This window comes from Zavarzinia marina, assembly GCF_021568905.1.
GTDB classification, from domain to species: domain Bacteria; phylum Pseudomonadota; class Alphaproteobacteria; order Zavarziniales; family Zavarziniaceae; genus Zavarzinia; species Zavarzinia marina.
In genome coordinates, this window is record NZ_JAKGSB010000001.1 from 289,916 (window position 1) to 313,961 (window position 24,046).

Here is a 24,046-nt window from a genome sequence, read left to right on the forward strand (position 1 = left end):
CATGTCGAAGGGCCGCGGCGCGTCTCAGCGCCGGGCGGGTTTCTTCTTCGGGGTGCGGACGCCGGGGCGCCCGCCGCTGGACCGGCCGCGCGACGGCGGACGTGCCGGAGAGGGGGCCGGGCGCAGGCTGGGGTTCTGGGCGATTTCGAGCTCGGACGCCTCCAGCCGGCGGATCTCGTCGCGGAGCCTTGCCGCTTCCTCGAATTCGAGGTCGGCGGCGGCGGCGCGCATGCGTTTGTCGAGATCGGCCAGATGTGTCTTCAGATTGTTGCCGACCAGATGATCCGTGTGCTCGATGTCGATCTTCAGATGGTCCGCCTCGTAGACGGATTCGAGGATGTCGCCGATCGCCTTGCGGACACTTTCTGGCGTGATGCCGTGGGCCTCGTTATAGGCGCGCTGCTTGGCGCGGCGGCGGTCCGTCTCCTCGAGGGCGCGCTTCATGCTGTCGGTGATCTTGTCGGCATAGAGGATGGCGCGGCCGTCGACGTTGCGCGCCGCCCGCCCGATGGTCTGCACCAGCGAGGTCTCGGAGCGGAGAAACCCCTCCTTGTCCGCGTCCAGAATGGCGACCAGGGCGCATTCCGGAATGTCGAGGCCCTCGCGCAGCAGGTTGATGCCGACCAGGATGTCGAAGGTGCCGAGACGCAGGTCGCGCAGGATCTCGATCCGCTCCAGCGTGTCGATGTCGGAATGCATGTAGCGAACCCGGAGACCGGCTTCGTGCAGATATTCCGTCAGATCCTCGGCCATGCGCTTGGTCAGCGTCGTGACCAGCACGCGGTTGCCCTTGGCGGCGACCGCGCGGCATTCGGCGATCAGGTCGTCCACCTGTTTCTCGACCGGGCGGATGTAGCATTCGGGGTCGATCAGGCCGGTCGGGCGGATCACCTGTTCGGTGAAGACGCCGCCGGTCTGTTCCAGCTCCCATTTGCCCGGCGTCGCGGAGACGAAGATGCTCTGCGGCCGCATGGCATTCCATTCGGAGAACTTCAGGGGCCGGTTGTCGATGCAGGACGGCAGGCGGAAGCCGTATTCCGCAAGCGTCGACTTCCGCTTGTTGTCACCCCGTTCCATGCCGCCGAGTTGGCCTACCGTCACATGGCTCTCGTCGACCACGACCAGGGCATTGTCCGGCAGATATTCGAACAGGGTCGGCGGCGGTTCCCCCGGGCGGCGGCCGGTCAGGTAGCGCGAGTAATTCTCGATCCCGGCGCAGACCCCCGTCGCCTCCAGCATCTCGATGTCGAAGTTGCAGCGCTGTTCCAGGCGCTGGGCTTCGAGGAGGCGGCCTTCGGCGTTCAACTGCTCCAGCCGCGCGGCGAGTTCGACGCGGATCTGCTTCACCGCCTGATGCAGGGTGGGGCGGGGCGTCACATAGTGGCTGTTGGCATAGACCTTCACGAAGTCCAGCGGATCGGTCTTCTCGCCGGTCAGCGGGTCGAATTCGGCGATGCCGTCGATCTCGTCCCCGAACAGGGTGACGCGCCAGGCCCGGTCCTCGTAGTGGGCGGGGAAGATCTCGATACTGTCGCCGCGCACCCGGAAGGTGCCGCGCTGGAAGGCGGCATCGTTCCGCCGGTACTGGAGGGCGACGAGCTGGCGCAGGATCTCGTTGCGGTCGACCACGTCGCCGACCTTCAGGGCGAAGGTCATGGCGGTATAGGTCTCGACCGAGCCGATGCCATAGATGCACGACACCGAGGCGACGATGATCACGTCGTCCCGTTCCAGAAGGGCGCGGGTGGCCGAGTGGCGCATGCGGTCGATCTGCGCGTTGATCGACGCTTCCTTCTCGATATAGGTGTCGGTCCGGGGCACATAGGCTTCCGGCGTGTAGTAGTCGTAATAAGAGACGAAGTATTCCACCGCATTGTCGGGGAAGAAGGCCTTCATCTCGCCATAGAGCTGGGCCGCCAGGGTCTTGTTCTGGGCGAGGATCAGGGTCGGGCGCTGGGTCCGCTCGATGACATGGGCGATGGTGAAGGTCTTGCCCGAACCGGTGACGCCCAGCAGGACCTGATCCTGCTCCCCGCCGTCGATTCCGCCCACCAGTTCCTCGATCGCGGTCGGCTGGTCGCCCGCCGGCGCGAAGTCGGAGACGAGCCGGAAACGCCGGCCGCCTTCCGATTTCTCGGGGCGGTCGGGCCGGTGCGGCACCCAGGCCGCGATCTCGGCAACCGTCGGGCCATTCATCGCATTCGCCATATGTTCCTTATAGGGATGCCGGGCCCGCCCCGCCAGAGCCGAGGCGCGTTTCGACCCCGCGTGGCGCGCATAGCCCGGCGGCGCGGTGGAATGCCGCGCCGAAGCTGCGTCCCATACGTGCTACGCACTTGATGAAGGCTCTGGGCGGGGCTAGGGTTCCCGCGCTTTCTCGATCCCACAACAGCCGGTGCTGCCATGGCCTTCATCGCTTCGTCCCTCGCGCGCATCAAGCCGTCGCCGACCATCGCGGTGACCCAGAAGGCGGCCGAGCTGAAGGCGGCCGGCCGCGACGTCATCGGCCTCGGCGCCGGCGAGCCGGACTTTCCGACCCCGGACAACATCAAGGCCGCCGGCATCAAGGCGATCGAGAACAACGACACCAAATATACCGCGCCCGACGGCACGCCCGCGCTGAAGAAGGCGGTCTGCGCCAAGTTCAAGCGCGAGAACGGTCTCGATTACACGCCGGACCAGGTCCATGTCGCCTCGGGCGGCAAGCAGGTGATCTACAATGCCATGATGGCGACCCTGAACCCGGGCGACGAGGTGATCATCCCCGCGCCCTATTGGGTCTCCTATCCCGACATCGTGCTGCTGGCGGGCGGCACCCCGGTGATCATCGAGACGACGCTGGAAAGCGGCTTCAAGGTGAAGCCCGAACAGCTCGAGGCGGCGATCACCGAAAAGACGAAGTGGGTGTTCCTGAACTCGCCCTCCAACCCGACGGGGGCGGCCTATACCCGCGACGACCTGAAGCCGCTGACCGACGTCCTGGTCAAGCATCCCCATGTCTGGGTGCTGACCGACGACATGTACGAGCACATCGTCTACGACGGTTTCGACTTCGTCACCCCGGCCCAGGTGGAGCCCACGCTCTATCCCCGCACGCTGACGGTGAACGGCGTCTCCAAGGCCTATTCCATGACCGGCTGGCGCATCGGCTATGCGGCGGGCGACACGGCCCTGATCAAGGCCATGGCCAAGATCCAGAGCCAGTCGACCTCGAACCCGTGCTCCATCAGCCAGGCGGCGGCGGTCGAGGCCCTGAACGGCCCGCAGGACTTCATCGCGCCCCGCGCCGAACGCTTCAAGGAGCGGCGCGATCTGGTGGTTTCCATGCTGAACCAGGCGACGGGCCTGACCTGCCCGCGGCCGGAAGGGGCGTTCTACGTCTATCCGTCCTGCGCCGGCGTCATCGGCAAGAAGGCGCCGGACGGCAAGGTGATCGAGAGCGACGGCGATTTCGCCACCTATCTCCTCGAAGCCGAGGGGGTCGCGGTGGTGCCCGGCGTCGCCTTCGGCCTGTCGCCCTATTTCCGCATCTCCTACGCGACCTCGGAAGAGGCGCTGCGGGAGGCCTGCACCCGCATCCAGCGCGCCTGCGCGGCCCTCGCCTGAGGGCGGGCACATGCGGGGCGGCGTCCTGGCTCGGGGCCTGCAATGGCGGGGCCCGAGACGCTTCGTCGCGGGCCTCTCAGAGCTTTAGAAACATTCTAAAAATTGCCTTGAAACGGGCCAAATGCCTTCCTACATTCAACCCTGAGGACAGGAGGTAATGATCATGACCAAGAGTAACGAACCGGCCATCGACATCGGGCTCGACGATGCCGCCCGCGAGAAGGCCGCCGGCATCCTGAGCGTCGCCCTGGCGGACACGTTCACGGCTTATCTGAAGATCCACAACTACCATTGGAACGTCACGGGTCCGCAGTTCCGTCAGCTCCACACCGCTTTCGAGGAGCAGTACACGGAGATGCACGACTCGATCGACGAGATCGCCGAGCGCATCCGTGCCCTGGGCCACAAGGCGCCGGGTTCGCTGACCGCCTTCTCGAAGCTCACCACGATCTCCGAGGCGGCCGAGAACGCGACCTCCGACGAGATGGTGCGCGACGTCCTCTCCACCCATGAGACCCTGACCCGCGTGCTGCGCAAGTCGGAAGGCGAGCTGGGCGAGCTGGGCGACACGGCGTCCGCCGACATGCTGGTGGGCCGTATCGCGGCCTCCGAAAAGGCCGCGTGGATGCTCCGCGCGATGCTGGCCTGACGCCCGCACTTTCTATGATCGGACGGCCGGCGGGTGTAACCTGCCGGCCGGTCCCGGCGAACTTACCGGATAGACCGCCAATGCCGGAGTGTTCGCCATGCTCATCAAGATCCGCAAGGCCTGGGACAGCCTGAGGGAAGGGGACGCCACAGCGGAGTCCGTCTTCCTCGACCGCAGGCGCCTGATGAAGATCGCCGCGGCGGGTACCGTGCTCGCGATCGCCGGCTGCGATGGCGAGGACGCGATGTCGAGCGACGCATCGTCCTCCGCCACCCCTGGCGCCACCCCCGGCGCCGCCAGCGGCACCACCGCCGCCGCCGATCCTTCCGCCCATCTCTATCCCGCGGCCCGGAACGAGGCCTTCACCCTCGACCGCGCGGTGACCGACGAGCAATGGGCGTCGACCTACAACAACTTCTACGAATTCGGCACCCACAAGCAGATCTGGGCCAATGCCGAGAAACTCCCCGTGCGTCCGTGGGAAGTGGTGATCGACGGCATGGTGGCGAAACCCATGCGGCTCGCCATCGACGACCTGCTGTCCCGGGTTCAGCTCGAGGAACGGCTCTACCGCCATCGCTGCGTCGAGGCGTGGTCGATGGCCGTGCCCTGGACCGGCTTTCCGCTCGGCAGCCTTCTCGCCATGGTCGAGCCGACGAGCGACGCCCGCTACGTCCGCTTCGAGACCTTCAACAATCCGGATGTGGCCAGCGGCCAGCGCAGCCCCTTCTATCCCTGGCCCTATGTCGAGGGCCTGACCATGGCCGAGGCGGCGAATGATCTCGCCTTCATGGTCACCGGGGTCTACGGTAAGCCGGCGGCGCCGCAGTTCGGCGCGCCGCTGCGCCTCGCGCTGCCGTGGAAATACGGCTTCAAGTCGATCAAGTCGATCGTGCGCATCACCCTGACCGACCAGCGGCCCGTGAACTTCTGGCAGGATCTGAGCCCGGACGAATACGGCTTCTGGGCCAATGTGAACCCCCAGGTTCCGCACCCGCGCTGGTCCCAGGCCTACGAGCGCGTGCTCGGCACCGACGATCGGCGCCCGACCCTGCTGTTCAACGGCTATGGCGAGCAGGTCGCCGGGCTCTACAAGGGACTCGAGGGCGAAGCCCTCTACATGTAGCCGTTCAGAAGCGGTGGCCGGCGGCCAGCATATCGGCGCCGCGCCGGGTCAGCGCCACATGGTCGTAGGCGAGGCCGGTGTCGACCAGGCCGCGCTGGCGCGCGCGCCGCAGCAGGGCATCCAGCTCGAAGCCGTCCATGCCCATGTCGACGCGGCAGGTATTGCGCGGCACCAGGCCGAAATCCGCCCCCTGGCCCCGCCGCTGCAGCACCAGAAGGAGTTCGGTCAGCCTGCGATCCAGGGCGGCAGGGCGGGCGACGGGCAGGTCCGTCGCGGGGGAGAACAGGTTCTGGTAACTCATGGCATTACTTCCCGGTTTCGGCGGTCGAGCCGTCGGACGACGATTTCAGCCGGTCGAGGACGATTTCGGTCAGCGATAGGCTGTTCTTCAGCACCCGGGCGATTTCATGGGCGAGGGCGAATTCCTCCTGCTTCAGGCGGCTGTCCAGAAAGTCCTGGTTCGCCGTCATCAGCGCGTCGAGCACGCTGTCCTGCATGTCGCGGCGCATCGATTCGATCTGACGCACGGTCATGTTGATGATGCGGAGATCATGCATCTGCGGGGGACGGAGCGTTTCGCGTAGTGTTTCCATGTGAGCCCAAGCCTCGGTCACCGTCGCCGCGCGACCGCGGCTTTTCGTTTGAAGAATTTCAGCCCAGAAAACCCCCACAATCGACAGCAATAAAACCCGAAATGGTTATATATGAATGGTCGTTAACCGTGTTGCGGGGCGAAACCCCTGATGCACGGTAGATTTGGGGCGATTTCGATGCGCGAAAACAATCCGAAATGGGAGGAAAAGCCACATCCATTGCAGGCGATTCTCGTCTCGCGCCCGATTGGGGAATTTATGATAAAGGCACACATTAAGGTGGTGGAGCAGGAGAATGGGGACTGAGACAATTCAGCGTGAAATAATCTCCGGCGTCGTCCGCGAACGCCGCAGTAACGAAAACGAAACGCGAAGCGAGAAGAACTTCCAGAATATGGCGATGTTCAAGATGGCGCCGAAGTTCGATTGGAAGGCGGGAAACACAAGATGAACTTCTACGTCTATGAGAACTGGACGCTCGATCGCGCCCGAATCCATCGCGCTGAATGCGGTTACTGCAACAACGGTCGTGGTATTCAGGCTTCGGATTCAGGGCGCAACGGGCGGTGGCATGGGCCATACGATGACCGAGCCCTGGCGTTCCGCGTAATGGAGCGTCTTCGAAGAGCCGATGCGAAACCGTGCGGGATTTGTTCCCCTTAGCCAGGACTCGCAAAATACTTCATCGCCAAAAAAAAGGCCGGGCCACTAGGGCCCGGCAAGTCTTACAGGGAGGCTTCACGTCAAAAAGACCGTGAAGTGGTCAGGGCTTGGGGGGCAAGCAACCTGACCGAACGCGGAGCCGGGGGAGGAGGGAGGCCCCGCATTCAAGGCCGCCGATAACGGCGGCGTCGAAATCTATGTAATCCCGCACCTGCGAAATCACCATTGCTATTGCGAGCGGCGGCTGTTGCAAAAAATGCATGGAACTTGCCGGACCGTCTTTGTCAAGAAGAATCAATGGCTTGTCCGGAGGGCAGCGGGGCCGCCGGCGGCGGCCCCGGCCGTCAGAAGCCCCACTCCGCCACCTTGCGCAGCATGAAGTCGCGGAACACGCCGATTCGCTTGGTGTCGCGCAATTCCTCGGGGTAGACGAAATAGGTATCGAAGGTCGGGCCGCCGGTTTCCGGCAGGACCTGGGTCAGCTTGGTGTTGCCGCGCGCCACATAGTCGGGCAGGGCGGCGATGCCGATGCCGGATTCGACCGCCAGCATCAGGGCGTAGATATTGTTCACCGTGAACACGGGCTTTCGCGGCTTCTGCGGGTCCGACGATTTGGCCAGCAGCCAGTTCACTTCGGACAGCGGCTGCGGCACGGCGGCGCCGTAGGCGAGCAGGGAGTGGTTGTCCAGGTCCTCCAGGTTCTTCGGCGCGCCGAAACGCTTCAGATAGCTCGGCGCGGCGTAGAGGTGGTTGGTCACCTGCACCAGCCGGCGCTGCACCAGATCCGCCTGCACGGGGGCGCGGAAGCGGATGGCGATGTCGGCCTGGCGCATGCCGAGGTCGAGCTCGTCGTCGTCCAGGATCAGATGGACGCGAATGTCGGGATAGAGGTCGGTGAATTCCTTGATCCGCGGCGTCAGCCACAGCATGCCGAAGCTGACCGTGGTGGTCACCCGCAGTTCGCCGCGCGGCTTGTCCTTGGAATCCGCCAGCATGGCCTCCGCCATCGCAAGCTTGGCGAAGACTTCATGGGCCGTCCGGAACAGCAGCTCGCCCTGCTCGGTCAGGATCAGGCCGCGCGCGTGGCGGTGGAACAGCGACACCTTCAGGCTTTCCTCGAGGGCGCTGATCTGGCGGCTGACGGCCGATTGCGAGAGGTTCAGCACTTCACCGGCATGGGTGAAGCTGCCGGCCTCGGCGACGGCGTGAAAGATCCGCAATTTGTCCCAATCCATCATCGCACGTCCCCCGGGCGCCGGCGTCAAAGCCCGCTCGCCGCCCCAGATGCCCCATTCACCGCGAGCCGCCCTTGAAGGCGCGGCCCGTCATTCCGCGGCCGCGGCCGCCTCGCCTTCCTGCTGGCCGAGGAAGCGTTCCGCCTCCAGCGCCGCCATGCAACCCATTCCGGCCGAGGTCACCGCCTGGCGGAAGACGTGATCCTTCACGTCGCCGGCGGCGAAGACGCCCGGAATGCCCGTCGCCGTCGAATCCGGCGCGGTCAGCAGATAGCCGTGCTCGTCCATCGGCAGCTTGCCCTTGAACAGCTCGGTCGCCGGCGCATGGCCGATGGCGACGAAGAAACCGTCGGTCGCCAGTTCCGAAACCTCGCCCGTCACCAGGTTCTTCAGCCGCACGCCGGTCACCCCCGGGGGATCGTCGTCGCCCAGGATCTCCTCGACCGCGCTGTTCCAGATCACGTCCACCTTGGGATGGGCGAGCAGGCGGCGCTGATTGGTCATGTCGGCGCGCAGCGTGTCGCGCCGGTGGATCAGGGTCACCTTGGTCGCGTGATTGGTTAGATAGAGCGCTTCCTCGACCGCCGTATTGCCGCCGCCGACCACCACCACGGTCTTGCCGCGATAGAAGAAGCCGTCGCAGGTGGCGCAGGCCGAGACGCCGAAGCCCTGGAACTTCTCCTCCGACGGCAGGCCCAGCCATTTGGCGTTGGCGCCGGTGGCGATGACCACGGCGTCGGCCGTGTAGACCGTGCCCGAATCGCCTTTCAGGGTGAAGGGACGCTCGGTGAAATCGACCTCGGTGATGATGTCGTCCAGAATCTCGGTGCCGACGTTGCGGGCCTGGGCCTCCATCTGCTCCATCAGCCAGGGGCCCTGGATGGCATCGGCGAAGCCCGGGTAATTCTCGACCTCGGTGGTGATGGTGAGCTGCCCGCCGGGGACCAGCCCGCGCACCATGACGGGATCGAGGCAGGCGCGCGCGGCATAGATCGCCGCGGTGCAGCCGGCGGGGCCGGAGCCGATGATCAGCACCCTGGCATGGCGGCGCTCGGACATGGTCGTGATACTCCAATCGGTTCATGAGCCCCGCGGGGGCGGCGGTCGGCCGGACGCGGCGCAAGACCATACATGGCCCCGAGAATCGCCCATGGAAGATTCCCTGTCCGGAACATGTTATGCGTTGCGGGCATGGCTCGCCAAGAGGCGGGACGCGGGTTTCGGCGCGATGCTTGACGCCGGCCGCTCGTTGCGTCTATTCCCCCGGTTTCGCCGCCGAATCCATCGCATTGCACCATGCCTGGTGAAATTTTCTTTCGCAACGCCGTGCCGGGCCCGATAATGCGCCGCCACAGGGGGAGCGCATGACCAAGGTAAAGCTCGACGACATAGACCTTCAGATCCTGGATCATCTCCAGTCCGACGGTCGCATGACGAATGTGGATCTGGCGCGCCAGGTCGGCATTTCGGCGCCGCCCTGTCTGCGCCGCGTCCGGGCGCTCGAGGAATCGGGTTTCATCAAGGGCTATCACGCCGAGGTCGATGCCGAGGCGCTCGGCTTCGAAGTGACGGTCTTCGCCATGGTCGGTCTCGCCAGTCAGGCGGAATCGGATCTCGTCGCCTTCGAGGAACGGGTGCGCGGCATGCCGCTGGTCCGCGAATGCTGGATGCTGAACGGCGAGATCGACTTCATCCTGAAGATCGTCGCCCGCGATCTGGCGGAATTCCAGTCGTTCCTGACCCGCGAACTGACGCCGGCGCCCAATGTCGCTTCGGTGAAGACCAGTTTCACCATCCGCAACGGCAAGCACGCCCCGGGCGTTCCCTTCGGTCTCCCGCCTCGTCCCGCGCGCCAGCGCTGACGACGCCCCAATGTCACCCCAAGGCCGTCATCCCGGCGGAGGCCGGGATCCTTCAACGGCAGGGCGTGCTTTTCGGCGGGCGATCCCGGCCTTCGCCGGGATGATGCGCGGGATGTGACAGAAGGCGGTGGTCGCCGGGGGCGCCGCGGCCGGGGATGACGATGGCGGGAGCGCCGAATCGGGCCCTGGTGGCGGTCAGCGCCGCCGCGACGTCATCATCGCCGCCGATCAGACTGCCGCCGTGCAGCAGATCGGCATCGCCGACATAGACGACCGTGTTGCCGCGGGTGAGGGCGGCGCCCGGGTGGAAGGCTTCGATCTGGCGCGCGCCGACCTCGAAGGCCAGGGTCTCGCCGTTCCAGCCGGAGCGGGGCAGGGGCAGGCCGCGCGCCATGGCGGCGGCCAGCGTGGTCTCGTGGCCCAGGCTGCGCAGGCCCCGCTCGTGCACCACGGCAAGGCCGCCCAGGCGTTCGGGCCGCGCCTCGGTGACATAGACCTGGAGCGGCGCGCCCCGGGTCAGGCGTTCGACCGCATCGATCAGGCGCCGGGTCTCCGCCGTCGTGGCGGCGATGTCGACCAGCAGGGCGCCGTCATGGCCGACGACCAGCAGGCCGTTGGACGCAGGTGCCCCGTCGGTGGCCGTGACATGGACGAATATCCCGGGTGCCACCGGCAGCAGCGCCGGCGGCGCAGGATCCTGGTCGCCCTTGATGGCGGCGTTGGCGGAAGCCATGGAACCCCTCTTCGAATGCGGAAGGGACCATGCGGCCCGGATCGGGCCCCGGTCGGGCCGGAACAAGGCGAAAATGGGGCGGGCGGATCAGCCGATCGGCGCCGTCGCCGCCCGCAGCCAGTCACGCGTCCCGGCATCGACCAGGGGCGAAAGCTCGGATGCGACGCGGGCGTGATAGGCATTCACCTGCGCGATCTCCGCCGCCGTCAGCAGCGAAACGTCGATCAGGCGCCGGTCGTAGGGCACCAGGGTCAGGGTCTCGAAGCCCAGCATCTCCCGCTCCGCGCCGACCGGCGCCGCCAGGGTGGTGACGGCGATCAGATTCTCGATGCGGATGCCATAGGCGCCGCTCTTGTAGTAGCCGGGCTCGTTGGAAACGATCATGCCGGGGCGGAGCGCCACAGTGTTCGGCATCTTGGAAATGCGCTGCGGCCCCTCGTGCACGCAGAGGAAGGCGCCGACGCCGTGTCCCGTGCCGTGGTCGTAGTCGAGCCCGGCCGACCACAGCGGGGCGCGCGCCAGGATGTCGAGCTGGCTGCCCGACGTGCCGGCCGGAAAGCGCGCATGACCCAGCGCCAGATGGCCCTTCAGCACCAGGGTGTAACGGTCGCGGTGCTCCGGGCTGGGCAAGCCGATGGCGAAGGTACGCGTGACGTCCGTGGTGCCGTCCGGATATTGCCCGCCCGAATCGAGCAGCAGCAGCGTGCCTTCCGTCAGCGGGCGGTTGGTCTCTTCCGACGCCCGGTAATGGACGATGGCGCCATTTGGCCCGGCGCCCGCGATCGTGTCGAAGCTCGGCCCCCGGAACCAGGCGTGGCCGGCGCGCGCGGCCTGCAGCCGCTCCACGACGGTCAGTTCGTCCCAGGATTCGCCCGATGCCAGCGCCGCCTCCATCTCGCACAGGAAACGGCAGATGGCGGCGCCGTCGCGGACGTGGGCGGCACGGCTGCCCGCGATCTCGACCGCGTTCTTCAGGGCGCGGGGCAGGGCGCAGGGATCGAGACCGGGCAGCGCGGTGCCGCCGGCGGCGCCGATCCGCTCCGACAGGAAGACGGCGGCGGTCGCCTGATCCAGGCGGACACGGGCGCGGGCCGCCCCCAGCCGGTCGAGGGCGGGGGCGAGGTCGTCCGGCGTCTCGACCGTCACCCGATTGCCCAGATGCTCGCGGACCGCCGGCGTCACTTTCGCCGGATCGACGAAGAGCCGGACACGGCCGCCGTCCGCCGCCTCCAGGATGGCGAAACAAAGGCTCAGGGGATTGTTGGGCACGTCGCGGCCGCGCACGTTCAGCAGCCAGGCGAGACCGTCCGGCGCGCTGATCACGGCGGCGTCCAGCCCGTCGTCGGCAAGGCCGACGGCGAGGCGGGCGATCTTGTCCTCATGGGGTTCGCCGGCCCGCGACAGCGGCTGGGCCATCATGGGCGACAGCGGCGCGGGTGGGCGGTCGCGCCAGATGGCATCCACCGGATTTTCGGCGACGGCCACGAGTTCGGCCCCGGCCCGCGCGACCGCGCGCTCGATGGCGGCGATGCCGGCGCGCGTGTGCAGCCAGGGATCGAAGCCCAGGCGGTCGCCCGGCTTCAGCACGGCTTCCAGCCAGGCGGCCGGCGGCTCCTCGATCAGGTGACGGGCTTCATAGAGAGTCATGTCCACCTGATCGCGGACCTGGAGCGTATAGCGACCGTCGACGAAGATGGCGGCGCGGTCCGACAGCACGACGGCAAGGCCGGCCGAGCCGCCGAAGCCGGTCAGCCAGGCCAGGCGCTGGGCGGACGGCGGGATATATTCGCCCTGATGTTCGTCCGCCATGGGCACCAGGAAGCCGGTCAGGCCCCGGCGGGCAAGCTCGGCGCGCAGGTCGGCGATGCGCGCGGCGCTGGCCTTGCGGCCGGCCGCGATCGGGGCGAGCAGGCGGGGCCGCGCGGCCTGGACCAGTCGGGCGATCGCGTCGCCGGCCGAAGCCTCCGCCCCGGGCGCCACCACCGCCAACAGGTCGTCCGCCCCCTCCGCCGTGCCCGCGGCCGCCGCGATCAGCCGATTTTCCAGCTTTTCCAGCGCCGTGGCCGGCAGGCTGGCGCTCAGGGCGGCCAGCGCCGCCGCGTCCAGGACGGGCCGGGCTTCGGGGGCAAGGGCCGTGGCGGTGTCGGCTGTGCTCATTTTTTAGCCTTTGTGTGACGGTTCATCGGGGCCTTGGTGCTTAGCCATGCATGTAGCGGGACGATAAATTGTTTCCAATGCACTTTGTGCATATCTCGCCTGCCGCGCCCCCACTGCCCGGAGGGTGCCGCGCGACGTATATATCCCTCGACGGTAACGCCAACACACGGAGAAGCAACATGGCTTACATCCCGTATATGGCGTCCCGTTCGCATGTTGGGCATGGGGCCCGCACGGTCGATCTTTTCGCCATGGCGACGGCACCGGTTTCGGTGCGCGCGCTGCCGGTGGCGGATACGAGCACTTACGTTTGGGAGGTCTTGATGGATATCGCCAAGGCGCCGGGCAAGATGGTGTCGTCCGTGCTGGCCATGATCAGGCGGGAACGCCTGCGTGCCGAATTGTCCGCTCTGGACGACCGCCTGCTTGCCGATATCGGCATCGCGCGGAACCAGATCGACGGTGTCGTCACCGGCGCCATCCGGCGGGAAGCCGGCACGTGGGTGACGGTGGCTGCGGAAGCGACGACGGCGGCGAACGAAAACGCCGCTCGGCGCACCGCCGCCTGACGGCCGGGCAACCGGCCCCCTGACGTTCCTGGCGCGGGATTTCCACGCGCCGGACATTGTGACGAGACGCCGCGATGGGCGGCCCCGGTCTTTCCCTAGCGGGAGAGCACCAGGGTCGCCCATCCGTTTTTCCGGATCCGGTCGGCGAGATGGAGGCCCCGGGCGCGATAGGCGGCCAGCACCATCCGCTCCTGCCCGACCAGCAAGCCCGACAGCACCACGACACCCTGCGGGGCCAGCGCCGCCTCGATAGACCGCGCCATTTTCGTCAGCGGCACCGCCAGGATGTTGGCCGCGATCAGGTCGAAGGGGCCGGCCGCGCGGATGCCGCGCTCCGCCACGCCGTCGGCGACGGCATAGCGCGCGGCATTCCACAGACCATTGGCGACGGCATTGTCCCGCGCCGTCGCCACCGCCACCGGATCGACGTCACTCGCCCAGAGCACCGGGGGATGCATCAGCTTCGCCGCGACCATGGCCAGGATGCCGGAACCGCAGCCGACGTCGATCACGCGGCGAAAGCGACGGGCGCCCGCCAGACGCTCGATCGCCTCGACGCAGCCCGCCGTGGTCGCGTGGCGCCCGGTGCCGAAGGCGAGGCCGGCCTCGATCTCCAGCGGGATCATGGCGACGGGCGGGGGCTCTTCTGCCTCGGGGCCGTGGATCCAGAAACGCCCGATCGCCAGCGGCGCCAGGATCTTCTGCGTCTCCGACACCCAATCGACGTCCGGCAGCACGCGCCATTCGATGGCCGGCAGCTCGATGCCCGCGATTTCCGCCGCCTGAACGAACGCATCCGCCAGCGCCTCGCGGTCGCCGTCGGGGCCGAGCAGGGCTTCCAGGGTCCAGGTCGCGCCGTCGTCCGGGGTCATGGTGGTCAGCGCCACCACGATGTCCGACAGCATCAGCTCGAAAGTGGGCACCGCTTCGGGCGGCAGGATCAGATGGGCCTCGATCAGGCCGGCGCCGGGATTCATGTCGATGTCTCGGAAGGTGGAATGTCTTTGATCGTCATCCCGGCTTTCGCCGGGATGACGAGTCTGGAAGGGACGTGGGAACTGCACGGTCACGCCTTGGTGACGAAACTGGCGATCACCTTCTTGGCGCCCGCCGTGTCGAACTGGATGTCCAGCTTGTTGCCGTCGATATGGGTGACGCGGCCGTGGCCGAATTTCTGGTGGTGGACGCGCTGGCCGGGCGCGAAATCGTCGCCGGTATTGTCGGTCACGATCATGCGTTCGACCGCGAGGTCGAGCTTGCGGGTCGGCTTTGCCTGGGCGGCGCGCTGGAACCCCGGGCTGACGCCGCGATCGCCGAACAGGTCGTTGTCGCGCAATTGGGAGCCGAAGCCGCCGCCGGCGGCGTTGTAACCGCTGCCCGAGCCGCCCCAGAGGCCGGGGCGTGCCTCGCTCTCGACATGATCCGCCGGCAGTTCGTCGATGAAGCGTGACGGCAGGGCGCTCTGCCATTGGTTATAGACGCGGCGGTTGGCGGCATGGCTGATGACCGCCGTCTCCCGCGCCCGCGTGATCCCGACGTAGCCGAGGCGGCGTTCCTCCTCGAGGCCGGCGAGGCCGCTTTCGTCCAAGCTGCGCTGGCTGGGGAACAGGCCTTCCTCCCAGCCGGGCAGGAAGACGACGGGGAATTCCAGGCCCTTGGCGCCGTGGAGCGTCATCAGGGTGACCATGTCCTGATCCTCCGCCCCGCGCTCGATCTCCATCACCAGGGCGACATGGTCGAGGAAGGCGGGCAGGCTCTCGAAACCCGCCAGGGCGTCGATCAATTCCTTCAGATTGTCCAGCCGGCCCGGCGCCTCCGCCGATTTGTCGGCCTGCCACATGGACGTGTAACCGCTCTCGTCCAGGACGATCTCGGCCAGTTCGGTATGGGGCAGTTCGCGGCCCAGGGAACGCCAGCGCGCGAAACCTTCCATCAGGTCGCGCAGGCTGTTGCGCGCGCGCGGCTTCAATTCGTCGGTCTCGACGATCAGGCCGGCGGCATGATGCAGCGAGATATTGCGCGCCCGCGCCAGCACGTGAAGCTGCTGCACCGTGGCATCGCCGAGGCCCCGCTTCGGCACGTTCACGATGCGCTCGAAGGCCAGATCGTCGTCCGGCTGCACCAGGACGCGGAAATAGGCCATGGCGTCGCGGATCTCGAGCCGTTCGTAGAAGCGCGGCCCGCCGATGACGCGGTAGGGCAGGCCGATGGCGACGAAACGTTCCTCGAAGGCGCGGGTCTGATGGCCGGCCCGCACCAGGATCGCCATCTCGGACAGGCGCCGGCCGTGACCGCGCATGCCCTCGATCAGGTCGGCGGTCGACCGCGCCTCTTCCTCGCCGTCCCAATAGCCGATGACGCGGACCCTCTCGCCCAAGTCGTCCTCGGTCCACAGCGTCTTGCCGAGGCGGCCCTCGTTGGCGGCGATCAGGCCCGAGGCGGCGGCCAGGATATGGCCGGTGGAGCGGTAGTTGCGCTCCAGCCTGATGACGGCGGCGCCGGGGAAATCCTGTTCGAACTTCAGGATGTTGCCGACCTCGGCGCCGCGCCAGCCGTAGATCGACTGGTCATCGTCGCCGACACAGCACAGGTTACGCCATTTCTGGGCCAGCAGGCGCAGCCACAGATATTGCGCGACATTGGTATCCTGATATTCGTCGACGAGGATATATTTGAAGCGCCGCTGCCAGGTCTCCAGCACGTCCGGATGCTTCTGGAAGATGGTGATGACATGGAGGAGGAGATCGCCGAAATCGGCGGCGTTCAGGGTCTTCAGGCGCTCCTGATAAAGGGTGTAGAGCGCCTTGCCCCGGCCATCGGCGTAACTCGCGTCATCATCGGCCCCCAACCTTTCGGGCGTCAGGGCGCGGTTCTTCCAGCGATCGATCAGGCTGGCCAGCAGGCGCGCCGGAAAGCGCTTCTCGTCGAGCCCTTCCGCCTGGATCAACTGCTTCAAGAGGCGGATCTGATCGTCGGTGTCGAGGATGGTGAAATTGGGCTGCAGGCCGACCAACTCGGCATGGCGGCGCAGGATGCGCGCCGCGACCGAATGGAAGGTGCCGAGCCAGCTCATGCCCTCGGCCACGCCGCCGATCAGGGCGGCGACGCGCTGCTGCATCTCGCGCGCCGCCTTGTTGGTGAAGGTGACCGCCAGGATCTGCCCCGGCCAGGCCCGGCCCATGTAGAGAAGATGGGCGATCCGCGTGGTCAGCACCCGGGTCTTGCCGGTGCCGGCGCCGGCCAGCACCAGCACCGGGCCTTCCGTCGCCTCGACGGCGGCGCGCTGTTCGGGATTGAGGCCGTCCAGATAGGGCGGCGGCGCATTGGGCACCGGGGGGGCGCTGGCGGTGGTCGTCTCGTTGCCGGCCTGGGGGGCTGGCGGATCGTCCCAGCCGGCCGGATCGAAGGGGTCGCTGCTCATGGCCGGCTCAGGCGGCGCGCGGGCCGAGGCTCATCACCCGGCCGAGGCCGTCGGGCCGGGGCAGAGGGGCGTGAGCCGTCGCGAGATCGGCGAACAGACGGTCGAGATGGGGCGGCATGGGCGCGGCCCGGCGCTGGCCGAGATCGACATGCAGCGCCATCTGTTCCGAGGTCGCGGAGAGGAAACCGTCACGGCCATGGCGCATTTCGCAGAAATAATGCAGGCGCTTGGCGTCGCGGGCGATGAGCTGGAAATTGAAGGCGAGGGGATCGCCCAACGTCACCTCGCGCAGATAGCGGACATGGGTTTCCAGCACGAAGAAGGAATGATTGGTCCGCTCGACATAGGCCTTGCCGCAGTCGAAGCGATCGAAGGCACGGTCCAGCGCCTGATCGAAGGCGAGGTTGTAATAGCCGACGTTCATATGGCCATTGTAGTCCACCCATTCGGGCAGCACGGTGGCTTCACCGCAATCGAGCGGGGCGTCGAGGATGGGGCGCGGGGTCGTCATGGCGCGGGATCGTAACGGGAACATCCGGGCCTGGGAAGCGAGTCGGGCATCGCCCATCTCGCCGTCCTCTCAAATTCTTCCCCGAATTCGTCGTCCCGGCGAAGGCCGGGATCTGATGACCAGAAAGCGCCCTTGCCCGGGGAAGATCCCGGCCGCCGCCGGGAGGACGGCGTGAGAAACAAAAGGCGCGACCCTGGGGGCCGCGCCTTTCATGTGAAGATCGCTGCGATCAGGCCGCGACGGCCTCGGCCGCCGGGGCGCCATAGGCGCGGCGGGCGCGGTTCAGGCGGAACAGGCGTTCCGGCGTGTCGCTCGACACGCGGCCGTCGTCCAGGCGGTAGACCACCACATGGGAGACGCGGCCGGCGTTGCGGCCCATCATGGTGGCGAAATCGACGACGGTGCCCATCTGCTCGCCCCAGAGTCCGGGGACGGTGATGCGCTCGCCGACGCGGAAACCCCAATGTTCGTTGATCATCGGCTTTTCCTTTCCTGTCTCTCGAGGGGCCGTCAGATGCAGATCGTGTTCAGCGGCGCGAAGCCGTTGAAGTTCACGGAGGAGTAGGAGGTGGTATAGGCACCGGTCGCCAGGATCTCGATCTTGTCGCCGATCTGGAGATCCATCGGCAGTTCGTAATTCGCCTTCTCGTAGAGGATGTCGGCGGAATCGCAGGTCGGGCCGGCCAGCACCACGGGGCCGGTGTCGCCACCGTCGCGCGGGGTGCACAGGCGGTACTTGATCGCCTCGTCCATGGTCTCCGCGAGGCCGGAGAACTTGCCGACGTCGAGGTAGATCCAGCGCTTGTCTTCCGACGCGTCCTTCTTCGAGATCAGCACGACTTCGGTCTGCAGGATGCCGGCATCGCCGGCCATGCTGCGGCCCGGCTCGATGATGATGTCGGGGATCGCATTGCCGAAGTGGTTGTAGATCGCGTCCATGACCGCGGCGGCATAGGCCTCCAGCGGCGGCACGTCCGCGCGGTACTTGGCCGGGAAGCCGCCGCCCAGGTTGATCATGCGCAGGTCGACGTCACGCTCGCGCAGCACCGAGAAGAGCTGCGACACGCCGCCGATGGCCTTGTCCCACTGGCCGAGATCGGTCTGCTGCGAGCCGACGTGGAAGGAGATGCCATAGGCGTCGAGGCCATGGTCGCGAGCCTTCACCATCAGGTCGGCGGCCATTTCAGGCGTGCAGCCGAACTTCCGCGACAGCGGCCATTCGGCGCCGTCGCATTCGACCAGCACGCGGCAGAACACGCGCGAACCGGGGGCGGAGCGGGCGATCTTCTCGAGCTCGGCTTCCGAGTCGAAGGCGAACAGGCGGACCCCCAGGGCATAGGCCGTGGCGATGTCGGTTTCCTTCTTGATCGTATTGCCGAAGGAGACGTTCTCCGGCTGCGCGCCCTGGGACAGGACGAGCTCGATCTCACCGCGCGACGCGGTGTCGAAGGACGAGCCGAGGGTGTTCAGCCGCGACACCACTTCCGGCATCGGGTTGGCCTTCACGGCGTAGAAGATCTTCGCCTGGGGCAGCAGGCGGGAAAGGGTCAGGTAATTGTCCTCGATGACGTCCAGATCGACCACCAGGCAGGGAGTGGCGGGTCGGCGCTCGTCGAGGAAACGGCGAATCTTCTCGGTCATGTGCGTAGTCCCAAGCGTGCCGCGCACGAACGCGGACGAAAGCTGCAATGCGAATTTTACGGGTGCGAAGGGATGCGGTCGGCCCATCGGGGCCGGGTGCCGGAAGTCAGTCCGGCGCCCGCATACTCGAGCTTGGGGCGCATTGGCCGACGGCCGTGCCGAACCCAGCCCGGCAGATCAGACTCTGATCGGCCGCCAGGGTGCGGGATACGGCGGAAAGCAGGCCGTTGATGCGGGGAGCAGCGCCCGCCATGGGGCCTCTATGGTCCAACATCGTGGTTCCCTCTCGGGTTTCGGCGGGGAGTCTCACCCCGGAAATTCCAAAAAGGACGCCTAACGTCGTTGCTGTACCACCATGGGCCAAAGGCACGTGCGGGTGCGTCTGGAGCGGAGATATAGGGCAAAATCGCGGGGGTGCAAGTGTTAATTTTCGCATCCGGCCAGGGGCTTCCCGTGATGTGACCGAGATCACGCAATCGAGGCGGAAAGGGGCTCCAGCGCCGCAGGAACAATGGCTTTTCCAGGCCTGGGCCGACGCGGGCCGGGCCCGGGTCATCGCGGCCGAAATCGCCGGGCGGCCGTCGACGGGGAGAGGCGGAGCATCAAGGGCCCCGGCGTCAGCGGTTTCGAGCGGCGACTCGATGGTCCGTCCGCGTCGCGCCGAGGATCACCGCGAGGGGGTGGCAGCGCCCAAGGCACCGACGTCGGTGCCTTCCCGCTGCGCCGCCCAGGTCAGAAGTGCATCCAGCGCCGGGCACAAAGCCTGGCCCCAGTCCGTGAGGCAGTATTCGACCTTCGGCGGCACCTGATGGTGAACGATGCGGCACACGATCCCGTCCTTCTCCATCTGGCGAAGCTGCTGGATCAGCATCTTCTGGGAAATGCCCGGGATCGCGCGCTCCAGATCGGAGAAGCGCAGAACCTGTCCGCCAAAGAGGTGGAACAGAATGACGAGCTTCCAGCGCCCCTCGAGAAGCTTGAGAGCATTCTCGACGCCTTCCGCCGCCGTTTCCCGTGTATAGATGTGTCCCATACTTTTCCGTAAGTACCTTACTTTTTCGTGCGTTCTTGCTATTTCCGGAAGTTAGATCGATTTCCTTGGGCGGACAAGCTCAAGTCGGAGACCGATCATGCTGCTCTCACTCCCCAAACCCATAGCGGCCTATTTCGCGGCGGACACCGCGGACGGCGCGGCCGTCGCGCAATGCTTCACGTTCGATGCCGTGGTGATCGATGAGAAACGGACACACCGGGGACGCGAGGCCATTGCGCGCTGGAAGACCGAGGCGTCCGCCAAATTCGATTATGTCAGCGAACCCGTGGCGCTCGATGACCAGGGCGACAGGACCATCGTCACCGCCCGCTTGACCGGGAATTTTCCGGGAAGTCCCTTGAACCTTCGCTTTGCCTTCACGCTCGCCGGCGATGCCATCGCCCGGTTGGAGATCGCGCCATGAGCTTCGATCTCGGTCTCGGCGGCCAGCGCGCATTGGTCACCGGCGGCACGAAGGGCCTGGGGGCTGCCGTCGTTCGGGTTTTGGCGGACGCCGGCGCGAAGGTCACCGCCGTCGCCAGGACGATCCCCGAAAATGGATCGGGAGACGTCCGATATGTCGCTGCGGACCTCATGACCGCGAAAGGGTGCGCGGATGTCGCCGAAGAGGTGCTCCGTGTCTTTGGCGGCCCGGACATCGTCGTCAATGTGCTGGGGGGATCGAGCGCACCGGCGGGCGGCTTCGCGCGTTTGACCGATGAGGAATGGCTGAAGGAGATCGATCACAATCTCTTGCCCGCAATCCGCCTCGACCGCGCGCTGCTGCCGTCGATGATCGATCGAGGTTCGGGCGTCATCATCCATGTGACGTCGATCCAGCACGAATTGCCCCTGCCGGAATCGACGACGGCCTATGCCGCCGCGAAGGCTGCGCTGTCGACCTACAGCAAGAGCCTGTCGAAGGAAGTAACCCCCAAAGGTGTAAGGGTGGTGCGCGTATCGCCGGGGTGGATCGAGACCGACGCCGCCGTCGCCCTTGGGGAACGGCTCGCCAAGGCGGCGGGCACGGACTATGAGGGCGGCAAGAAGATCATCATGAATGCACTCGGCGGCATTCCACTCGGCCGACCGGCGAAACCCGGCGAGGTCGCCGATCTGATCGCCTTCCTCGCATCGCCGCGCGCCGCAGCGATCACGGGTACCGAATATGTCATCGACGGGGGGACCGTTCCCACCGTGTGAGGCATGCGGCGCGCCCGACCCCTCAATCGAGCCCGAACCTTCAATCGAGACGGAGCGGGCCCCAGGCGAGACAGGCATAGGACGTCTTCGTGCCTTCGGCATCGACGCGGGTCAGGCGGGTGCCGCCGTTGCGGGACCAGCGCAGCGTCAGGGATTCCGCGCTTTCCGGATCCTGCCAGTCGGCGCGGATCCGGGGGCTGCCCAGGGATTTCTCGCAGCATTCGTCCTCGCCACAGCCGGCGGCGCAGCAGCCCCAGGGTTTGTCGGGGTCGGCGAGACAGGCGTGGAGGGCCGGGGGCAGGGCGGCGCTTGTCTTCGGCGCGGGCAGGGCCCGGGCGCCGTGGTCGGGGGTTGCCGCGACCAGGGTCATTTCGGCGAAGGCGGCGGCGATGGCGGTGTTGGCGGCATCCAGGGGCAGGGTCTCGGACAGGCGGCGCATGTCCTTGTCGCCCATCGGCCAGGACATGACGTAGGCGCGGGGCGGGGCGCCCTGGAAGGCGTGGTCCAGATATTTGGGGCCGGTGCGGACGTCGGTGTCGCCGCAGGCGATGACACCGCGCGTGGCGCAGTCGGGGCAGGCGGCGGTGATGGCGGCGACCAGGGCGGCAGGCAGGTGCAGGCGCTCCCGCGCGTCGGCGCCGGTCGCCGAAAGCATGAGAAGCAGCGGAAAAACCGTGACAGCGGCAAGCCGGCGCATCATCACTTGGCCTCAATCCGGCGTATAAGTCTCGACATGCTAATCCGGGACGCCGCCAGAACCATGCCGAAAATCCTCCTCCGTCTCTGTCTCCTGCTGGCGCTCGGCCTGTCCGCGCTCGCCCCGGCGGCGGCGGCGCCGGTCCGGACCGAGAACGCGGAGGCCGAACTGGTGGCCGAGGGGGTGGCGGTGCCGGGCGCCACGGTGACCGTGGCGCTGCGCCTCGTCGCGCGGCCGGGCTGGCATACCTATTGGCTGAACCCGGGCGATACGGGTCTGCCCACGACCATCGCCTGGACCCTGCCCGAAGGCGTCGGCGCGGGGCCGATCCAATGGCCGCTGCCCGAGGCCCTGCCGGTCGGGCCCTTCGTCAACTACGGCTACGAGGGCGAGGTCTGGCTGCTCAGCGATATCGCCGTGCCGAAGGATTTCACGGGCGACCGCCTCGACCTCGCCGCCCGCGCCGACTGGCTGATCTGCGCCGAGATCTGCGTGCCCGAGGGGGCCGATCTTTCCCTGTCGATCCCCGTCGCGGCCACGCCGAGCCGCGATCCCGCCCATCTCCTCGGCTTCGAGAAATCCCGCGCCCTGCTGCCCCTGCCGCTGCCGGCGCCCGCGGTCGCGGCGCGCCAGGGCGAGACCCTGGAAATCCTGCTGCCCCAGGACATCCAGGCCAAGGCCGCGCATTTCTTTCCCGACCAGCCGGGCACCATCATCGCCGCCGCCCCCCAGGCGCTGGAGGGCAGCCGCCTGACCGCGACCCTGGAACAGGGCTTCGCGGGTGAGCGCCTGACCGGCGTCCTGGTGATCGAAAGCGACGGCTGGACCCGGGGTTTCACCGTCGATACGGCGATCGCCGGCGTCGTGCCGGCCGCCGTCACGGTATCGCCCGCCGCCGTGGAGACGGCGCCGCCGGGCGCGGGCGGGACCGCCGCGACCTCGGGCATCGGGCTTCTGCTGGCCCTCGGCCTCGCCTTTCTCGGCGGGATGATCCTGAACCTGATGCCCTGCGTGCTGCCGGTACTGTCGATCAAGCTGCTGTCCTTGTCCGGGCGGGCCCCGGGGGCGGCGATGCGCCATCACGGCCTTGCCTATACGGCGGGCGTGCTTTCGTGCTTCGCGCTGCTGGCGGGGGCGCTGCTCACCCTGCGGGCCGGGGGCGATGCCATCGGCTGGGGCTTCCAGCTTCAATCGCCGCTGGTGGTGGCGCTGCTCGCCTATCTGTTCTTCGTCCTCGGGCTGTGGATGCTCGACATCGTCTCCTTCGGCGCCGGCTTCATGGGGCTGGGCGACCGGCTGACGCGCCATGCCGGGCCCGCCGGCTCCTTCGGGATCGGGCTGCTCGCCGCCGTGGTGGCGACCCCCTGCACCGGGCCCTTCATGGCGACGGCGCTCGGTTTCGCCCTGACAAGGCCGCCCGCCGAGGCGCTGGGGATCTTCCTGGCCCTCGGTCTCGGCCTTGCCGCGCCCTTCCTGGCGGTCAGTTTCGTGCCCGGGCTGGCGCGCCTGCTGCCGAAGCCCGGCGGCTGGATGCTGCGGCTGAAGAAGATCCTGGCCTTTCCGCTCTTCGCCTCGGCGGTCTGGCTGCTCTGGGTGCTGTCGGTGCAGACCGGGGCGAACGCGGTGGCGGCGGCCGGTGCCGGCCTCGTGCTCCTCGCCTTCGCCGCCTTCGTGCTCCGCGAATTCGCCGGGCCGGGGGCGAAGCTGGTCGGCCTGGCGGCGGCGATCGTCGCCGTCGTGCTGGCGGCGCTGCCGATGCGCGACGCCCAGGCGCCGGGCGTCACCGCCCATGGCCCGGCCGGTGCCGAAGCCTATTCGGCCGAAAGCCTGGCGTCATACCGCGCGGCGGGGCGGGCGGTCTTCGTCAATATGACCGCCGCCTGGTGCATCACCTGTCTCGTCAACGAACAGGTGGCGCTGGACCGCCCGGCGGTGCGCGAGGCGCTGGCGGCGACCGACACGGTCTATATGGTCGGCGACTGGACCAACCGCGATCCGGCGATCACCCGCATGCTGGCCGAACACGGCCGCTCCGGCGTGCCGCTCTATGTCGTCTATCCGGCGGGGGGCGGGGCGCCGCGCGTGCTGCCCCAATTGCTGACGGAGGGGATCGTGGTGGAGGCGCTGTCTCAGCCCTGATCGTCGTCGCCTTCGCCGCGCCGGTCGAGCCGGTGACCCTCGTGGCGTTTCTCGGTCAGGGCATCCCGTGCCGCCTCGAGCTTCCGCTCGGCGGCGGGGCGGCCGAAGCGGGCGCGGTTCTCGGCGGCGGTGGTGGCGGCCTCGGCGCGGGCCTTCGCCTTACGCACCCGGCGCAAATTGACGATCTCGGCCATGCGACGGTTCCCGT

At 67.4% G+C, this 24,046-nt stretch carries 23 protein-coding genes; 8 read left to right on the plus strand and 15 right to left on the minus strand.

Annotated features, from left to right (window positions below):
* Nucleotides 1-24: 24 nt before the first annotated feature.
* Nucleotides 25-2,208, minus strand: coding sequence for an excinuclease ABC subunit UvrB (gene uvrB / locus L2U69_RS01360; RefSeq protein ID WP_236104552.1), 2,184 nt, complete (start codon nucleotides 2,206-2,208; stop codon nucleotides 25-27).
* A gap of 195 nt (nucleotides 2,209-2,403) precedes the next feature.
* Here uvrB and L2U69_RS01365 point away from each other — a divergent pair, with 195 nt between their 5' ends.
* The 3 genes from L2U69_RS01365 (at nucleotide 2,404) to msrP (ending at nucleotide 5,381) form a co-directional block, all read left to right on the plus strand.
* Nucleotides 2,404-3,606: a pyridoxal phosphate-dependent aminotransferase gene (locus L2U69_RS01365; RefSeq protein ID WP_236104553.1), complete on the plus strand. Its 1,203-nt coding sequence runs from the start codon at nucleotides 2,404-2,406 to the stop codon at nucleotides 3,604-3,606.
* 163 nt (nucleotides 3,607-3,769) lie between these two features.
* Entirely contained in the window at nucleotides 3,770-4,255 is a 486-nt protein-coding gene (locus tag L2U69_RS01370; RefSeq protein ID WP_236104554.1) for a Dps family protein, read from the plus strand.
* Nucleotides 4,256-4,352: 97 nt separating this feature from the next.
* Nucleotides 4,353-5,381, plus strand: coding sequence for a protein-methionine-sulfoxide reductase catalytic subunit MsrP (msrP, locus tag L2U69_RS01375; protein ID WP_236104555.1), 1,029 nt, complete (start codon nucleotides 4,353-4,355; stop codon nucleotides 5,379-5,381).
* 4 nt (nucleotides 5,382-5,385) lie between these two features.
* On the opposite strand, the gene L2U69_RS01380 is transcribed toward msrP, so the two are convergent.
* From L2U69_RS01380 to trxB, 4 genes are all read right to left on the minus strand, one after another.
* Complete coding sequence (locus L2U69_RS01380) at nucleotides 5,386-5,682, minus strand: hypothetical protein (protein ID WP_236104556.1); 297 nt, start codon at nucleotides 5,680-5,682, stop codon at nucleotides 5,386-5,388.
* A gap of 4 nt (nucleotides 5,683-5,686) precedes the next feature.
* Nucleotides 5,687-5,974: a hypothetical protein gene (locus L2U69_RS01385; protein WP_236104557.1), complete on the minus strand. Its 288-nt coding sequence runs from the start codon at nucleotides 5,972-5,974 to the stop codon at nucleotides 5,687-5,689.
* A gap of 1,007 nt (nucleotides 5,975-6,981) precedes the next feature.
* On the minus strand, nucleotides 6,982-7,872 hold the full coding sequence (locus L2U69_RS01390; RefSeq protein ID WP_236105737.1) for a LysR family transcriptional regulator: 891 nt from the start codon (nucleotides 7,870-7,872) through the stop codon (nucleotides 6,982-6,984).
* Nucleotides 7,873-7,962: 90 nt separating this feature from the next.
* A complete protein-coding gene (trxB, locus tag L2U69_RS01395) occupies nucleotides 7,963-8,931 on the minus strand; it encodes a thioredoxin-disulfide reductase (RefSeq protein ID WP_236104558.1) in 969 nt (322 codons plus the stop codon).
* A gap of 305 nt (nucleotides 8,932-9,236) precedes the next feature.
* Between trxB and L2U69_RS01400 the strand changes: the two genes are divergently transcribed.
* Nucleotides 9,237-9,734: an Lrp/AsnC family transcriptional regulator gene (locus L2U69_RS01400; RefSeq protein ID WP_236104559.1), complete on the plus strand. Its 498-nt coding sequence runs from the start codon at nucleotides 9,237-9,239 to the stop codon at nucleotides 9,732-9,734.
* A gap of 52 nt (nucleotides 9,735-9,786) precedes the next feature.
* Here L2U69_RS01400 and L2U69_RS01405 read toward each other — a convergent pair whose 3' ends face one another.
* Both L2U69_RS01405 and L2U69_RS01410 read right to left on the minus strand, forming a co-directional pair.
* Complete coding sequence (locus L2U69_RS01405) at nucleotides 9,787-10,467, minus strand: MBL fold metallo-hydrolase (RefSeq protein ID WP_236104560.1); 681 nt, start codon at nucleotides 10,465-10,467, stop codon at nucleotides 9,787-9,789.
* 87 nt (nucleotides 10,468-10,554) lie between these two features.
* The gene (locus L2U69_RS01410) at nucleotides 10,555-12,624 is read right to left on the minus strand and encodes an aminopeptidase P family protein (protein ID WP_236104561.1); all 2,070 of its coding nucleotides are present in this window, start codon (nucleotides 12,622-12,624) and stop codon (nucleotides 10,555-10,557) included.
* 323 nt (nucleotides 12,625-12,947) lie between these two features.
* On the opposite strand from L2U69_RS01410, the gene L2U69_RS01415 reads away from it, so the two are divergent.
* A complete protein-coding gene (locus tag L2U69_RS01415; RefSeq protein ID WP_236104562.1) occupies nucleotides 12,948-13,193 on the plus strand; it encodes a DUF1127 domain-containing protein in 246 nt (81 codons plus the stop codon).
* Nucleotides 13,194-13,288: 95 nt separating this feature from the next.
* Here the strand turns inward: L2U69_RS01415 and L2U69_RS01420 are convergent, their stop codons facing one another.
* The 6 genes from L2U69_RS01420 to L2U69_RS01445 form a co-directional block, all read right to left on the minus strand.
* The gene (locus L2U69_RS01420; protein ID WP_236104563.1) at nucleotides 13,289-14,170 is read right to left on the minus strand and encodes a 50S ribosomal protein L11 methyltransferase; all 882 of its coding nucleotides are present in this window, start codon (nucleotides 14,168-14,170) and stop codon (nucleotides 13,289-13,291) included.
* 89 nt (nucleotides 14,171-14,259) lie between these two features.
* On the minus strand, nucleotides 14,260-16,614 hold the full coding sequence (locus L2U69_RS01425) for an ATP-dependent helicase (protein ID WP_236104564.1): 2,355 nt from the start codon (nucleotides 16,612-16,614) through the stop codon (nucleotides 14,260-14,262).
* Between the two features lie 7 nt (nucleotides 16,615-16,621).
* Nucleotides 16,622-17,125, minus strand: a complete 504-nt coding sequence (locus tag L2U69_RS01430; protein ID WP_236104565.1) for a thioesterase family protein — start codon at nucleotides 17,123-17,125, stop codon at nucleotides 16,622-16,624.
* A 229-nt stretch (nucleotides 17,126-17,354) separates the two neighbouring features.
* A complete protein-coding gene (locus L2U69_RS01435; protein ID WP_236104566.1) occupies nucleotides 17,355-17,603 on the minus strand; it encodes a hypothetical protein in 249 nt (82 codons plus the stop codon).
* Nucleotides 17,604-17,635: 32 nt separating this feature from the next.
* Nucleotides 17,636-18,766 carry a type III PLP-dependent enzyme gene (locus L2U69_RS01440; protein ID WP_236104567.1) on the minus strand — a complete coding sequence of 377 codons (1,131 nt, stop codon included), beginning with the start codon at nucleotides 18,764-18,766 and terminating at the stop codon, nucleotides 17,636-17,638.
* 667 nt (nucleotides 18,767-19,433) lie between these two features.
* Nucleotides 19,434-19,799, minus strand: a complete 366-nt coding sequence (locus L2U69_RS01445) for a winged helix-turn-helix transcriptional regulator (protein ID WP_236104568.1) — start codon at nucleotides 19,797-19,799, stop codon at nucleotides 19,434-19,436.
* Between the two features lie 97 nt (nucleotides 19,800-19,896).
* Between L2U69_RS01445 and L2U69_RS01450 the strand changes: the two genes are divergently transcribed.
* The gene (locus L2U69_RS01450; protein ID WP_236104569.1) at nucleotides 19,897-20,223 is read left to right on the plus strand and encodes a nuclear transport factor 2 family protein; all 327 of its coding nucleotides are present in this window, start codon (nucleotides 19,897-19,899) and stop codon (nucleotides 20,221-20,223) included.
* Nucleotides 20,220-21,002, plus strand: a complete 783-nt coding sequence (locus tag L2U69_RS01455) for an SDR family oxidoreductase (RefSeq protein WP_236104570.1) — start codon at nucleotides 20,220-20,222, stop codon at nucleotides 21,000-21,002. The genes L2U69_RS01450 and L2U69_RS01455 overlap by 4 nt, the downstream gene beginning before the upstream one ends.
* A 40-nt stretch (nucleotides 21,003-21,042) precedes the next feature.
* On the opposite strand, the gene L2U69_RS01460 is transcribed toward L2U69_RS01455, so the two are convergent.
* Complete coding sequence (locus L2U69_RS01460; protein WP_236104571.1) at nucleotides 21,043-21,702, minus strand: hypothetical protein; 660 nt, start codon at nucleotides 21,700-21,702, stop codon at nucleotides 21,043-21,045.
* 60 nt (nucleotides 21,703-21,762) lie between these two features.
* Between L2U69_RS01460 and L2U69_RS01465 the strand changes: the two genes are divergently transcribed.
* Nucleotides 21,763-23,838 (plus strand): protein-disulfide reductase DsbD family protein, encoded by a 2,076-nt coding sequence (locus L2U69_RS01465; RefSeq protein WP_236104572.1) that lies wholly within the window; start codon nucleotides 21,763-21,765, stop codon nucleotides 23,836-23,838.
* Here the strand turns inward: L2U69_RS01465 and L2U69_RS01470 are convergent.
* Nucleotides 23,829-24,032 (minus strand): DUF4169 family protein, encoded by a 204-nt coding sequence (locus tag L2U69_RS01470; RefSeq protein WP_236104573.1) that lies wholly within the window; start codon nucleotides 24,030-24,032, stop codon nucleotides 23,829-23,831. The two genes, L2U69_RS01465 and L2U69_RS01470, sit on opposite strands and share 10 nt — an antisense overlap.
* Between the last annotated feature and the right edge of the window lie 14 nt (nucleotides 24,033-24,046).

Coding starts and splice junctions, on each gene's coding strand:
- uvrB (WP_236104552.1), bottom strand. CDS start 2,208: ATGGCGAATGCGATGAATGGCCCGACGGTTGCCGAGATCGCGGCCTGG.
- L2U69_RS01365 (WP_236104553.1), top strand. CDS start 2,404: ATGGCCTTCATCGCTTCGTCCCTCGCGCGCATCAAGCCGTCGCCGACC.
- L2U69_RS01370 (WP_236104554.1), top strand. CDS start 3,770: ATGACCAAGAGTAACGAACCGGCCATCGACATCGGGCTCGACGATGCC.
- msrP (WP_236104555.1), top strand. CDS start 4,353: ATGCTCATCAAGATCCGCAAGGCCTGGGACAGCCTGAGGGAAGGGGAC.
- L2U69_RS01380 (WP_236104556.1), bottom strand. CDS start 5,682: ATGAGTTACCAGAACCTGTTCTCCCCCGCGACGGACCTGCCCGTCGCC.
- L2U69_RS01385 (WP_236104557.1), bottom strand. CDS start 5,974: ATGGAAACACTACGCGAAACGCTCCGTCCCCCGCAGATGCATGATCTC.
- L2U69_RS01390 (WP_236105737.1), bottom strand. CDS start 7,872: ATGGATTGGGACAAATTGCGGATCTTTCACGCCGTCGCCGAGGCCGGC.
- trxB (WP_236104558.1), bottom strand. CDS start 8,931: ATGTCCGAGCGCCGCCATGCCAGGGTGCTGATCATCGGCTCCGGCCCC.
- L2U69_RS01400 (WP_236104559.1), top strand. CDS start 9,237: ATGACCAAGGTAAAGCTCGACGACATAGACCTTCAGATCCTGGATCAT.
- L2U69_RS01405 (WP_236104560.1), bottom strand. CDS start 10,467: ATGGCTTCCGCCAACGCCGCCATCAAGGGCGACCAGGATCCTGCGCCG.
- L2U69_RS01410 (WP_236104561.1), bottom strand. CDS start 12,624: ATGAGCACAGCCGACACCGCCACGGCCCTTGCCCCCGAAGCCCGGCCC.
- L2U69_RS01415 (WP_236104562.1), top strand. CDS start 12,948: ATGGATATCGCCAAGGCGCCGGGCAAGATGGTGTCGTCCGTGCTGGCC.
- L2U69_RS01420 (WP_236104563.1), bottom strand. CDS start 14,170: ATGAATCCCGGCGCCGGCCTGATCGAGGCCCATCTGATCCTGCCGCCC.
- L2U69_RS01425 (WP_236104564.1), bottom strand. CDS start 16,614: ATGAGCAGCGACCCCTTCGATCCGGCCGGCTGGGACGATCCGCCAGCC.
- L2U69_RS01430 (WP_236104565.1), bottom strand. CDS start 17,125: ATGACGACCCCGCGCCCCATCCTCGACGCCCCGCTCGATTGCGGTGAA.
- L2U69_RS01435 (WP_236104566.1), bottom strand. CDS start 17,603: ATGATCAACGAACATTGGGGTTTCCGCGTCGGCGAGCGCATCACCGTC.
- L2U69_RS01440 (WP_236104567.1), bottom strand. CDS start 18,766: ATGACCGAGAAGATTCGCCGTTTCCTCGACGAGCGCCGACCCGCCACT.
- L2U69_RS01445 (WP_236104568.1), bottom strand. CDS start 19,799: ATGGGACACATCTATACACGGGAAACGGCGGCGGAAGGCGTCGAGAAT.
- L2U69_RS01450 (WP_236104569.1), top strand. CDS start 19,897: ATGCTGCTCTCACTCCCCAAACCCATAGCGGCCTATTTCGCGGCGGAC.
- L2U69_RS01455 (WP_236104570.1), top strand. CDS start 20,220: ATGAGCTTCGATCTCGGTCTCGGCGGCCAGCGCGCATTGGTCACCGGC.
- L2U69_RS01460 (WP_236104571.1), bottom strand. CDS start 21,702: ATGATGCGCCGGCTTGCCGCTGTCACGGTTTTTCCGCTGCTTCTCATG.
- L2U69_RS01465 (WP_236104572.1), top strand. CDS start 21,763: ATGCCGAAAATCCTCCTCCGTCTCTGTCTCCTGCTGGCGCTCGGCCTG.
- L2U69_RS01470 (WP_236104573.1), bottom strand. CDS start 24,032: ATGGCCGAGATCGTCAATTTGCGCCGGGTGCGTAAGGCGAAGGCCCGC.